14 protein-coding genes are annotated in these 12194 nt (G+C 56.1%); 5 read left to right on the forward strand and 9 right to left on the reverse strand.

Annotated elements, in window-relative coordinates; translation table 11 throughout:
• Nucleotides 1–17 precede the first annotated feature (17 nt).
• The 4 genes from BLQ85_RS01555 to BLQ85_RS01570 form a co-directional block, all read right to left on the reverse strand.
• On the reverse strand, nucleotides 18–416 hold the full coding sequence (locus BLQ85_RS01555) for a hypothetical protein (protein ID WP_074574295.1): 399 nt from the start codon (nucleotides 414–416) through the stop codon (nucleotides 18–20).
• 119 nt (nucleotides 417–535) lie between these two features.
• A complete protein-coding gene (locus BLQ85_RS01560) occupies nucleotides 536–916 on the reverse strand; it encodes a hypothetical protein (RefSeq protein ID WP_074574296.1) in 381 nt (126 codons plus the stop codon).
• 7 nt (nucleotides 917–923) lie between these two features.
• Nucleotides 924–1187: a helix-turn-helix domain-containing protein gene (locus BLQ85_RS01565; protein ID WP_074574297.1), complete on the reverse strand. Its 264-nt coding sequence runs from the start codon at nucleotides 1185–1187 to the stop codon at nucleotides 924–926.
• A gap of 119 nt (nucleotides 1188–1306) precedes the next feature.
• Nucleotides 1307–2365 carry a site-specific integrase gene (locus BLQ85_RS01570; RefSeq protein ID WP_074574298.1) on the reverse strand — a complete coding sequence of 353 codons (1059 nt, stop codon included), beginning with the start codon at nucleotides 2363–2365 and terminating at the stop codon, nucleotides 1307–1309.
• A gap of 124 nt (nucleotides 2366–2489) precedes the next feature.
• Between BLQ85_RS01570 and BLQ85_RS01575 the strand changes: the two genes are divergently transcribed.
• The 4 genes from BLQ85_RS01575 (at nucleotide 2490) to BLQ85_RS01585 (ending at nucleotide 5172) form a co-directional block, all read left to right on the forward strand.
• The gene (locus BLQ85_RS01575; protein WP_074574299.1) at nucleotides 2490–3413 is read left to right on the forward strand and encodes a DNA-binding protein; all 924 of its coding nucleotides are present in this window, start codon (nucleotides 2490–2492) and stop codon (nucleotides 3411–3413) included.
• 75 nt (nucleotides 3414–3488) lie between these two features.
• Nucleotides 3489–3956, forward strand: a complete 468-nt coding sequence (locus BLQ85_RS24050) for a hypothetical protein (protein WP_139200849.1) — start codon at nucleotides 3489–3491, stop codon at nucleotides 3954–3956.
• Nucleotides 3957–3969: 13 nt separating this feature from the next.
• The gene (locus tag BLQ85_RS01580; protein ID WP_217631794.1) at nucleotides 3970–4650 is read left to right on the forward strand and encodes a Cap15 family cyclic dinucleotide receptor domain-containing protein; all 681 of its coding nucleotides are present in this window, start codon (nucleotides 3970–3972) and stop codon (nucleotides 4648–4650) included.
• 24 nt (nucleotides 4651–4674) lie between these two features.
• On the forward strand, nucleotides 4675–5172 hold the full coding sequence (locus BLQ85_RS01585; RefSeq protein WP_074574301.1) for a hypothetical protein: 498 nt from the start codon (nucleotides 4675–4677) through the stop codon (nucleotides 5170–5172).
• Nucleotides 5173–5222: 50 nt separating this feature from the next.
• Here BLQ85_RS01585 and BLQ85_RS01590 read toward each other — a convergent pair whose 3' ends face one another.
• From BLQ85_RS01590 to BLQ85_RS01610, 5 genes are read right to left on the reverse strand one after another with little or no spacing between them, the layout of a single operon-like run.
• On the reverse strand, nucleotides 5223–6641 hold the full coding sequence (locus BLQ85_RS01590) for a CBASS cGAMP synthase (protein WP_074574302.1): 1419 nt from the start codon (nucleotides 6639–6641) through the stop codon (nucleotides 5223–5225).
• Nucleotides 6642–6671: 30 nt separating this feature from the next.
• The gene (locus tag BLQ85_RS01595) at nucleotides 6672–7136 is read right to left on the reverse strand and encodes a Mov34/MPN/PAD-1 family protein (RefSeq protein ID WP_074574303.1); all 465 of its coding nucleotides are present in this window, start codon (nucleotides 7134–7136) and stop codon (nucleotides 6672–6674) included.
• Complete coding sequence (locus BLQ85_RS01600; RefSeq protein WP_083336691.1) at nucleotides 7133–8800, reverse strand: ThiF family adenylyltransferase; 1668 nt, start codon at nucleotides 8798–8800, stop codon at nucleotides 7133–7135. Before BLQ85_RS01600 ends, BLQ85_RS01595 begins: the two co-directional genes overlap by 4 nt.
• Nucleotides 8801–8809: 9 nt before the next feature.
• Nucleotides 8810–9982 carry a CBASS cGAMP synthase gene (locus BLQ85_RS01605; protein WP_074574305.1) on the reverse strand — a complete coding sequence of 391 codons (1173 nt, stop codon included), beginning with the start codon at nucleotides 9980–9982 and terminating at the stop codon, nucleotides 8810–8812.
• Nucleotides 9983–9984: 2 nt separating this feature from the next.
• Nucleotides 9985–11031, reverse strand: coding sequence for a CBASS cGAMP-activated phospholipase (locus BLQ85_RS01610; protein ID WP_074574306.1), 1047 nt, complete (start codon nucleotides 11029–11031; stop codon nucleotides 9985–9987).
• 171 nt (nucleotides 11032–11202) lie between these two features.
• On the opposite strand from BLQ85_RS01610, the gene BLQ85_RS01615 reads away from it, so the two are divergent.
• Nucleotides 11203–12150, forward strand: coding sequence for a WYL domain-containing transcriptional regulator (locus BLQ85_RS01615; RefSeq protein ID WP_074575101.1), 948 nt, complete (start codon nucleotides 11203–11205; stop codon nucleotides 12148–12150).
• The last annotated feature ends 44 nt before the right edge of the window (nucleotides 12151–12194 follow it).

Raw genomic sequence — 12194 nt, forward strand, 5'->3', positions numbered from 1 at the left:
CTAGGCGGCCTGGGAGGTCAGAGGCGGAAGCAGCAGTTCCGGATAGAGACAGGGGGCGCGGTGGTGCGCTGTAGATGAGGCGCCTGTAGCGGCGCTTCAGAAAACGCCGGGATGGCGACCTGCAAACTGAAGTCGGCAGGCAAGGCACCAATGGAAACAGGGGAGGGCAGTTCGTGCTTATCGGCAGACTGTTGACCGGCCTGACAGTGTGCTTGGCACAGGTTGGGTTGCTGGTCGTCCATGCTGAGTGGCATGGACTCGGCGCAGGGCATGCCTGCTTCGGCCATCGCGGCCGCCTCGGCGATTTTTGAGCCGGAACCGGGGCAAATGTAGCCCGCCACCGCCAGCTGCATGAACAGCAGGCTGACCAGTGCGAGGAGCACTGTGATCAGGCGGTGGCGACGGTTTCGGATCATGGTTTAAGTTTAACGGACATGTTGTGACTGGTAGTGCAAGGAAAAGTTCCACCACGGACAAGACATCAAAGATTCACGCCGTTATCGCACTGGATTCGACAGCGCGCCTTTCGAAGCATTTAAGAGCGGGAAAATGCGAATACCAAGCCTGCCACCGCTGCGACAAATGCGACCCAACGCACTTGCACACTGCGCGGCTCTTCACCGATCAACCAATTGATGAACGTCTCACAGTTCCATTGCAAAAGGTCATACTGTCGTGGGTTCCTTCTTGCCGCATCAAGACGTGCACGGACATCGAAGTGCGTTGAAGGTGATAGCTCTTGCATCGTTTCTACGTCCATGCCGGCGCTGAACATATTGACCGGGATGAGCCGAACGCCCCCCTCACTAAACTCCGCGACCAGGCCTTCGGGAAGCAACAGACCGTAATGCCACACCAGGCCCTGGAACTTGCGCCGCCGGATGACGAACATCTTTGAAACATTGAATCCGAACATGACTTCCTCACTTTACTGTGAACAACCACGCCAAAGCGGCGACAACTCCTGCTCCCACTAACAACCTCTTGATTTCCTCGGCTGCTTGCTTTTGCTTGGCCTCCACAGCGCGCTCAAACTGCTGAAGCAATGCCTCCTGATAAGCGCTCGGTGCCACGATGCCCCGCTCCCACTTCGAGATCGTCATGAAATGCGCGCCGAACAGCTGGGCGAATTCAGCCTGCGACAGATTCATGTTCTTTCGGAGGGTGGCGATGGACAGTGGTGTCACTTTGGAGTACAGCTAAAGATTAAGCTATAGCTTAGTTACATGACACCCAACCGTCAAGAGCTTTTTTCAAGACTGACGGCGCAGAAGCTGAACTTGGGCAAATGGCCCTCGGTGTCGTACTACGGTAGGAGGTTCGCTGCGGCAGTCTTCACAGAGGCATCGGCGCGAAAATATCCCATCACCGTCGCCACGCTATGGTGTCCCGTCATGGCCATGGTGTCGGCCAGCGTCACTTGTTGCCGTCCAGCTTCGGTCACAAAACCCGATCGCAACGAGTGCGCTGAATAACTACCGGCGACTCCCGCGAGTTCACATCGCTCCTTGACGATGGCCCGAACCGCGGCGGGGGAGAGCGCCTCACCTAGGTGCCCGCCTTTGCGCACGCTCCGAAAAATCGCCCCCGCCTCAATCCCGCTAGCCTGCAGCCAGGCCGTCAGCGCCGCGGCCGCCGCTCCGAGCAGCGGCTTGTTGTTCTCTGGCAGGTCCACGCCCGCCTGGTTGGTCTTGGAATACGCCAGGTTGTAGACAAAGCCCTCGGGGATCGGTTTGAGGAATTGCATGTCCGCTCCCGTGACCTCGGAGCGCCGGCGCCCGCCGCTGGCCCAGGCAAACAGCAGCAGGGCGCGGTCTCGCTTGCCGCGCAGCGAGTCGTTGCAGGTGGCCAGGATGGCCTGCAGGGGATCCTTGGTCAGCGCCTCTTTCTTCTGAGGGAGGGCGCCGCGCTTGGCGTAGGCCTTGCGCGTGCGTGACAGCAGCTCTCGTACCGTGGGGTCCTGGCAGGGATTTTTTAGTTCGCGCACCTGGTGCGCCTTGGACAGCACGGCAATCCGGTGGACCAGGGTGTTGTGGGCCAGCGCGCCCAGTTTGCCCTTGTAGCCGGCCTGGACCAGCGTCTGGTCGATCAGGGCCGGCAGCTCGGACACCAAGCCCTTGTCCGTCGTGCGTTCGGCATGGTCGACGATGAACTGCAGCACACAAGGGGAGGGCACTGGCAGCTGAATCTGGCCGCCATAACGAATGCCGTACCAAGCGGCCCAATAGCGCAGGGCACTTTTGTAGCTGGCCATGGTGTTTTTCGACTCACCCTCGCGCAGCAGATCCTCGACCGCACGCCGCGTGACGTCGCTGAGCTCCGTCGGCTGCAGGGCCGGGACTTTTTGGAGGGCTGGCAGGCGCATGTTCGGCTAAGGGCGGATTTTTGATTAATCTCATACATGCTATGTATGATGTATTACACAATTACCAAATAGATCACGATAACAATCTCTTATCGCTGGTAAATATACCCACTGGAGCCAGGTCATGCAATCGAAAAGTACGAGAGGTGTTCAGCAGGACGAAGTGTGGGCCGCAGCTGATGCCTTGATCGCCGCCGGCGAACGGCCAACGATTGAGCGAGTGCGCCTCAAGATCGGCCGTGGCTCACCAAATACCGTTAGTCCCATGCTGGAGACGTGGTTTGCCACTCTGGGGCCCCGGCTCGGGGTTGCGCTAGCAGGCGCCCAGGTAGAGGAGGGCGCGCCCAAAGAACTACGCCAGGCGCTGGACAAAATCTGGGCCGCAACTCTTGCGTCCGCGCGTGACGAAGCGGATAGGGCGCTCGAGCCCGAGCGCGACAGGCTTGCCCAACAAGGCCTGAAACTGGATATCGCGCGTCAGGAGCTCCTACAGCGGGAAGCTGCGCTCACCGAACGGGGTATCGCCTTAGAACATGCCCTGGAGTTGGCTAAGTCCCAGTTGCGAGACCAGGCCGCTCAGCTTCAAAAGGCTGGCCGCGACCTGGCGCAAGCCCGCAGCAGCCTCGCCAATCTGATTCAGGAGCGCGATGCGGGCAGGCGGCAGTTCGACGAACAGCTTCGCGCGCTAGCTGAGGAGCGCCAGCGCATCGAGCAGCGGGCGTCGGCTAACGAAAAGCGCCTTCTGGAAGAGGTGGATCGCGCTCGTCAGGAGGCGAAATACTCGGCACGGATGCTCAAAGAAACCATTGAGCGCCACGAGGCCAGCCGCCAAGAATTGGATGCTACGCAGACTAAGCTGGAGGAGAGGGTTCATCGCGCGGACATCGATTTGGCAACACTGCGAGAACGAATACAAGCCAGCGAATCGCTAGTTATTGAATTGCGCAAAGCCGCTCATGCTAATCAGACCTCAGGAGTCGCCAAGAAAAAAGGATTGCATGGTAAAGCAACTGCGACGCGCGGAGCGGCGTCTTCAAAACGCTCATAGTCGAACGCTCCAGGCGTAAGATTCTTTACTCCATAGCTTCTTAAAGGCAGACTTCCGGTGTTAAATGCGCGAAGCATGGTGGACAACATAGCAATTGAAGTACTGAGGGAACTCAAGTGCCTTCGCACGCCAGGCTTTGCAGGCATAGGCGTGGTGTTTTACAAACCACCGTTAAAGTTGCCAATTGCTCCTTTGGGAAGGTCCGGCACGACAAAACCTCCTCTGCCAATTCATGGCATGCACGAAATTGCCACAACGCTCGCGTCTGTGTCGGATAGAGCATCCCCCTGGCACGATGGCTTTCACCTAGTTGACGCTCAGTCTCTTGCGTTAACCCACATCGCACAATTTATCGCACCACCCCTAGACCATGTACCGGAGATCGCTGCCGATGATCAGCCGGCCGGTGCGCGTCAAATGACAGCGCTATTGACTTCAAGGCTTCCATGCGTTATTTCGGTGGCCCTGCTCTCGGCTGCCGGTGAGGCTAGCTTTTATTCTGATGGAATGCTACATATGCTTTTGGGTAACCAGTATGAATAACCTGAGTTTGACGTTGACCGAGTTTCAGCGATTGCATAAGGTGTTTGCAACGCTGACAGTGCTCGCTTGGGCGCTTATCTTCCTCTCCCAATGGCAACTAATGGGAACAGACCCGATCACAGCAGGGTGGCGCTCCTTCACTGCTGCATTGACGATCATCACTTTTGTGTTCGGCGCCTTTTACAAGCTGGCGTGGAAATCCTCTCTCATCGCCAGATGGATGGGGCGTCCGATTGTTCACGGCGTATGGCGCGGAGTGCTTCTTTCGGACTACAAGAGGAGCAAGGAAAACCCACTCGAAATCCCGATCATCTTCGTCATCCGGCAGACCTACCTGACACTGTCCATTGAATCTTTCACAAATTCGCAAGAAGGGGAATCAAAGCTTGAAGCACTGATACGAAATACGCGAACAGAATCGACACGGCTTAGCTATGTTTTTGAGCTAAAGCGTTACTACGGCAGCGAAAACAAACTAACCATTGGCGCCGGACAGCTACGCCTGCAAGACGACAATACTGTTCTGCGCGGCTCCTATTGGACAAATACTCCAACACATGGGGAACTCAGGCTTAAGCTGATGTCCCGTGATTGCGAGGGAGTTGACTGCTATGAGGTAGCAGAGAGACGCTTCCCTGCTGAACGAATTTCGCTCCAAGGCCCAAGCTCTGCAGTGACGCAGAACGAGAATTAAACGATGTGGCGCTGCATTCCAGGTATGGCTGAAGAAATTCGCCGCTGCGAGGCCGCCGGCGCTACTGCGGCCGCCCTCGCAATGGCGTTCATCAGCATAGATACCATGACATTCCTCTCACTCCCCGCCGGAGTTGAGGCGCAAGGCCGAATGGATTTTATAAACTGGGTGGATGCCTATCTGAAGGGGCACCCTGATCAACCATATCAGTATCGGGGGATCGACGTCTATGGCGCCCGGTGCGCGATGCTCCATTCGTTTGGGTCTGCAGCCCAATTTCATGACCGCTATGGTGAGGCCTTACTGTTTGGCTACCACGATGGAGGCATGCACATGCATAACCCAGAAGTCGACCCACGACTGGTGATGATTGGGTCGGCCTCGTTCTTGAACGACGTCGTTTCAGCACTTTCCAACTTCATGGAGGCGTGTAGTACGTCGCCAGAACTGAAAGCCCGGGTAGAGCCACGCCTGGCGAGGGTCTTGGCAGTGGTTCCGCTACCGCCAAGCTGCCAGGCTTAGCTATTGCGATTGGCTGAGCGGCCGGTGTAAGCCGCTTCATCACTCGCACGTCAACGCCGACGACCTTTACGGGAGCGCAATGTGGTCCAGGCGCGTGGCGTTGCTTTTGGCTTTGACAGCACGGGTCGATCTTCAATCAACACCGAAATCCGTCTCACGGCATAAACCGATCCGTTGCAACGGACAGTAAGATCCATGTATTGTTTGCCGGCATATTTTGTGCCTTCCTCGACGGTAAACATCTGCATTCCACCTCTGGTGTGCCCTAGATCACCGAGATAGTCAGCATCTTCCCCTTCATTGCGTACTGTCCATTCAATCATGGCCATCGCTGGGATGATTTGAGGGTTGATGATGGTAAATCGCAAGCACTGGCCTTTAGCGACGCCAGGTACCTCATTGCGGTGAGTCTGCAAAATATTCTTGAAGCTCCAGTCAGTCGCGACCTCAATTTTCACTTCTGGAATCTGCATTAGGGCTGTTGTCGAAGCTGGATCGCTTACCTCAACGACGTCCGTCTCGGGCAGGGGCATGAGATAGGTAAGAGCTTCGCTCCAAGCTAATGCCGCTGCCACTTCATCTTCCGCCGCTTCTGCGGACTCAGCTGCTTCATAAAGCAGTTGCAGGCGTGTCAGGAACGCACCCCATGCCTCGGAGGGAATCCGATTCAAGGACTCCTTGGTGTTCACAGGGTTAAGCACATCGCGGTTTTTGTTCAAGCGTTTGTGCATTTCCTTGATCACGGTAATAAGTGCATCGTCATCATCCATCGTGATGAGCCGCTGTAGCCACATATCGTCGCTGTAGATGTTAGCCACCAAGACGGTAAGCACGATGGAGGAGGGGCGCGAGTCCGGTGCGGTCTCGAATGCAATTGCAGCCCACGCCTTCAGGTACCGAATCAAACGCCTGAGTTGCTCTCGCTCGTCTCCACTCACCACACCTTTAAACCATTTATAAATGGCCTTAGGATCACTGTCTTCCCATTGACCGGACAGGGTGGCCAGCTCACGTTTTTCCCTCTTGGAGTCAAGATGATAGGTCGGGGTGTCGATGTGGAAACGTTTCGCATAGATTGCCCTGGAACAACGCTCCTTGGGCGGGTCAGCCACGTCCTTGACTGCGGGATGTCCCAATTTAAATGTCAGCAGTTCCCGTTGCACCCATGTCCGTAGTTGCTGCGCCGTCGGTGCAATCTCCACTGCCTTGGGATCCCAATCGAAATAGATTCCCAAGTCCACATCGTATTCTTCGTCTCGATGAACCGGTTTGATCAAAGTACCGTATTTGTAGGAGCCCTGCAGCCACGTAGTGATGGGATAACCGTACCCGGTCAACTCGGCTTTGAGGTAGTCAGCGAGTTCATTCCACTGCTGCTGCAAAAACTCTCGCTGCTCGGTCGTGGGGGTAACACGCTCGTACAGCGTATGTTCGGCCTGGCCATTGAAAAGTCGCGAAGCTTTACCCATTTGAGTCTCCTCCTGTTGTATGAAGCGGTGTCAAGCCAAAAGCGGGAGTGCCTGGCGGATGTCACGGTTGTGGCCCACGCCCAACCACAATTGCGCGAGCGTTCCAGCGATCAGAAACACCATGGGCTTGCGCTGAAACAGGCAGATGGAATTCCACTCGCGGCTGTCGATTGGCGAAGGTGACGGGTGTCGTTCGGGATGGGAATGCCACTCCCCGATATAGTCCACGACGCCGCCGGAATTTAGCCAGCCGGCAAGGGCTCTGGCCTGGTGACCCTTATCCTTTCGCTGGAAACTCGTGCGAGAGCGCTTGTCATCGGGGTAGGGCGTGGTCAAGCCCGTCACGTGCAGATGGTCGTCACGCCGGAGGCCTAGAAGAATTCCTCCTGATTCAGCATCGGTGCTTTTCAGCTGGCGATTCCCCATTACCACTTCCAAGACAGCATCATCAATGAGCAGCCGGGCCGTGGAGATGAGCGGGTGCTGCAGCATCATGGCGTCAGGCAGGCCGGGCAGCCGGCCAGACGCAGTGGGTTATGATTTTCCACGGCAAACAGGTCGGCATTCTCGCTTTTGCGGGTCCGAAACCGTGGACTGGGATTACCCTTCAGCCAGTCGCAGATGATGTCCGCGGCAAGGGCCGTCGCGTGCATCGGCGCGGACACCGCATACGGTGTAAAGGAGTGGCAACCGAGCACTTTACTGGTAGGCGGCCGCTTGAGGATCGGGAAGCGGTCCTGCCGATGGACGGCAGGGTTGACCTCCTTCAGGCATCGAAAGCAGGCCAGTTCCTCCTTGTCGGTCCACAAACACTGAACGCATTCGCCGTTGCCTTTGATCCAGACGTACAGCACAGGAACTTTGCTCCCGGCGTCAAGCCAGGCTTCGTTGAGGTACTCACTTACTGCTTCCTCGCCGGTAGCATCGATGACCAGATCAGTGGCGAATAGGGAAGGGCAGTCCACCACATCCGCACTAACGGCTTCTATATTCGCAAGCGGAAACTGCCTAAGCAAATCGGTGCGTAGCTTGCGGGCCTTTGCCTGTGCCAACGAGTCATAGCCGAGGTAGTGACGTCCCAAGTTCTCTGGACCCAAGATGTCGTTATCTAGCAACCGCAACAGTCCGCCTTCAGAGCCTGCACCCAGCCTAACAAGCGCCGCAGCCAGATGGGAACCAATCGCCCCGCATCCGACCAGCGTGATGCGCTTGCCACTAAGATCTCGGAAACTCAGATTACGGCTGTGCACGAATCCCGGGCTGATGTCCGTGAATGAGAGCCGGTGAATGTCAATGGATTTCCCATGATCGTGCAGGCGCTTCTTGCATTCGGAGGGCTTGGTAGCGCCTTTCATGGCGCTCTCCACTTCGAACATAAAACCAATCCATCCAACTGGGCTATGGATGGCCATTGGCAACATCTTGAAGCCATACGCTGTCGTTTGCCCCAGAAGATGCTGAATCTCGTTATACATTTTCATGTCCCACTCGCGGAGCCATTCAAACAACTGGGCCACCGTGCGGGGGAACTGGGCCGGAACCGGTGGCAGGCGGGTAGACCGAAAAATCCAGCAACGGTTTGAACTAGGCAGCAACTCACCGAGTGCCATGGAATTGGCCAATACCTTCGCGTCTTCACTCGTGTCGGCAATGACCGCCACTCTTCCGCTGTCTTTTGTGAGGAAATTGATAGATGCCGACTGCACGCCGCGCGTGGAACTTCCCATGTACACCCGAATGGGCTGCGGGTCTTCCTTGCCCCAGTGCACCAGAAATTCGATCTGAAGATCGCCGAGCCGGTACGCCTCGTCCTTCAAGACCTTTTCGAGTACAGACTGGGCTTGTTCCAGACACTGCGCAATCGCCGTGGCTGGGTCGTATCGGTCAAGCACCACACTCTTTGGTGCAAAGTAGCACAGCCCACCGTCATTGTTCAGATGAGGCCGCAGACGTGGAAACTTCTGAAGTCCGTCGACCACTTGAATCTCAGGATAGTCGAAAAAATTCCAATCCTTGATAAAGAACAAGATAGGAAGGTCCCCAGCCGAGAGGGTTAGACTTCCTTTGTAGAGGCGCCACCCTTTGACCATACCGCGGTCAACGAAGCCTCGGGCAGCAAGCTCACGCAGAGCGCTGCCAAGTCGTTCATTCGCAGGCATGACCAGCCATTACCCCGCACTCGTTGCCCGCACCACCGGCGGGACCACCAATTTGGGCGCTACTGCCAGGATGGCCGCCACCGCTGTTTCAGTATCAACGAGCTCCTCATCGGTAGGAATGCGGTCGCCGAGGTGGTCACGCATGTCCGCGATTGCCAACTGTTTTTGATAGTCGGCACGATTTCGGGCCTGCTCGATGGCAGCCGCACATAGCGCAGCTTTACTCGAAACATCCTCGCGCTCCTGAGGAGACAATCGATTGAATGCCTCCTTGCCCTGGTCGATGCCGGCTTCCCGAATATCGGTTTTTATGGCCTCAGAGAACAAGCGCATTGAATTTTCGAATGCGATGTCGTCACGGCCAGGTTGAGGGATAAATTTCTGGGCTATCGCGATCATGATCGCGACAGATGTTGGTCCTCCACCATTAGGCCAGCGATGGTCGCGCCATGCCTTGGCATACCGGCAGATGCGACGCAACTGCTCGCTATGTTGTTCAACACGGTCGTTAAACCAGCGCGACACGTGCTCTGGGTCCGAGGGAATCCACTCGCCCGACCGGGTGGCTAGCATCACGCAGTCAAGGTCCTCCCAGAGCTGCTGTGGAAGCTCACCGAACTCGACGCTTTCAGACAGCGCGGCGGAATCATGAACGCTACTGCTCCAGGACTTGTTCATCGCCCTCTCCCTGATCTGGGCGAACTGCTCTGCCGGTGCTGCATAGAGCGGTACATCGATATGGCCCCACGACGCGATCTTGACGCGGATGCAAGTAGCTTTGCCAGGCAGCAGCGCCCACTTTTTTTCTTCGCACAGTTTTTTTAGAAGGCCTTCGACTAAAAGAAAATAGGCTTTGGCCATGGCGTGAGGTGGCCCTTTTTCCTCCCATACCTCGACAGGCAGGTAAACACCGAAGTCCCAATCCATCTCCTGTGGAGGCATGTAGGGTGGCTGCACGCAGGTTTTGTATGACCACGAGCCTTGCGTGCGAAAGCGCGGTTCGACTTGCCGCGGCATGCCTAGCAATGAAACTGTGGCGGCAGCGATGCCCGATCGCAGGTGATCCCGTATGTCATTTTTCGCTTGCGCCAGCTCGTCGCGCTGATCGGGCGTGGGCTCGATTTCATCGCTGAAAACTTGACGGTCGGTCGACAGATACAACAACTTGTTGAGTTTGAGCATGATTACACCTTGGGAGCGGCATTTGCGCCGTAGTGGAAGATCGCGCGTGCCGGCGCGTGGGAGAGGAATTGCTGAATCTTCGAATTGCTGATCGCGGCCTTCGAACGCTCCGCGCCTGATCCAAGCAAGACCTCACGAGCAGCTGCGTTCGCCTTGTCGAGAGCCACGGCGCCCGCCCGCTTGTCCGTCAGTTCATCGTCCAGATGGACGTAGTGCTCACCGAGCATGTGCTTGACGATGAAATCTGTCAGTGACTCCTGGACCGAAATCGCAAGCCCAAAGAGCCGTTTTGGCGTCTCCGCCGGACTGAGCCCGCCCCAGTCCATCGTCCCGCCCCGCCGGTTCGCACGCGGATCGACCGTGAAGCGGGACGACAGGGTGCCAATCGAGAGCATCCACACGTCTTTGACATCGCGGGCAAAGAATGTCTGGGCTTCGTGAACCCCCAGTAAGCCTGGTGCGTTGGCGAAGAGCCCGCCGTCCACATACTGGCTATTACCGAAGCAGTGGCGGGGGAAATAGGCCGGCGCGGCGCTTGTCGCCATCCCGACGTCGACAAGCCGATGCAAATGGTCACGCTTGAAATCAGGATGGTGAGGGGTTTTGAAAACCACAGGCATACCCGTCGAATAGTTGATCGACGGGACAATGACGGGGTGTTGGCACTGGCCAAGCAACTGCTCGCCGAACACGTCCTTGTCGGCAAGCAGTCGATTGAGAGGGACGGGCGAATAGGGCGCACGCCATACGCCCCAGAAGGATCGCCGCTTCTTGAAAATTTCCTCACCATGCTCGACAAAGAGGTCAACCATGCGCTGGGCTGGAATTTCCATCGCTATGGCGAGGGCCAAGATCCCACCGATAGAAGTGCCCGTGACGAGGTCAAATCGCCGACCAATGGGGGTTCCACCCATCTCGGCTTCTAGGTCAGCCAGGATCTTGGCCGTATACAAACCTCTGTAGCCACCACCGGAAAGCGCCAGAATTTGAAAGCGACCGCTTCTAGGCTCCTGGACATTTTCCAGGGGATTCAGGCTTGACGTAGTCATAAAGACCACTCCGCAGGGTGGCTTACCACCCCTAAAGAGCATTTTTGAACAGAATCTGCCACAAAACCTCCGTTGCCAGCAGTAACAGCGCAAATCGCGAATTTTGCTAAGCTTGGGATATTCTAGGTCATATTTACTGTGATCGTCATAACTAATATAATCATAACCTGTATGGAAACACATTTCGAATCCGTCTATGGCCCTCCAGGCGATCAGCCTGAACCGCTGAGCTGGAGCCAGGACCGGAGGCTCAAATTCATCGACTTTCGGCTGCGGTGGGAGGGGCGAGTGAATCGATCCGACTTGGTCGAGTTCTTCAACATATCGCTGCCGCAGGCATCGGTAGACCTGTCCAAGTACACAGAAACTGCTCCTGACAACCTCAAATACGACCCAAAGGCGAAGGCCTATATCCGGACCGAGTACTTCCACCCCATCTACCAGAGAAGCGCATCAAAGACCTATCTCAATGAGTTGCTTGCTTTGGACGCTGGCACGATGGAAGCGGCGTCGAGTTTTGTGCGATGGTCTCCGCCTATGGCAACCGTCCCAACGCCAGGCAGAGAGGTAGATGGCGCTGTGTTGATGCTTCTCTTGAATGCCATTCGCGAGGGACGGATGATCAATGTGCAATACCAAACCATGGGCAAAGAAGAAGCCACCCACCGAATCCTCTCGCCACATGCGATTGCTCATGATGGACAACGTTGGCACGTACGAGCCTATTGCCACACTCGCAACAAATTCCGCGACTTTGTGATTGCACGTCTTAGTACCGTTCAAGTTGGAGGACAGAGCGCTATACCGGTTGCAGAAGATCAGGAATGGCACACGATCCTCATGCTCGTGCTAACTCCACATCCAGCACTTCCTCATGCCAGCAGAAGGGCGCTGGAGATCGATTACGCGATGACTGACGGGAGACTTGAAGTCAAATGTCGACATGCCATGCTGTTGTACACCTTGATTCGGCTCGGCTTGATGTATGAGCGAAGCGTCCCTGCCGTTCAGCAAATTGCTCTTTTCAATGAAGAAGAGATCGAACCATATCTACGGATGCTAGGTGCCAGCTTCGAAGGCCAACAAGGAAGATTGTTTAGTGGGAATATGGGCGTATGAACTCGCATTGACTAAGTATGGTGTTCGCTTTAAATCGGGTTTAT

Source organism: Polaromonas sp. JS666, from assembly GCF_900103405.1.
Lineage (GTDB): Bacteria > Pseudomonadota > Gammaproteobacteria > Burkholderiales > Burkholderiaceae_C > Polaromonas.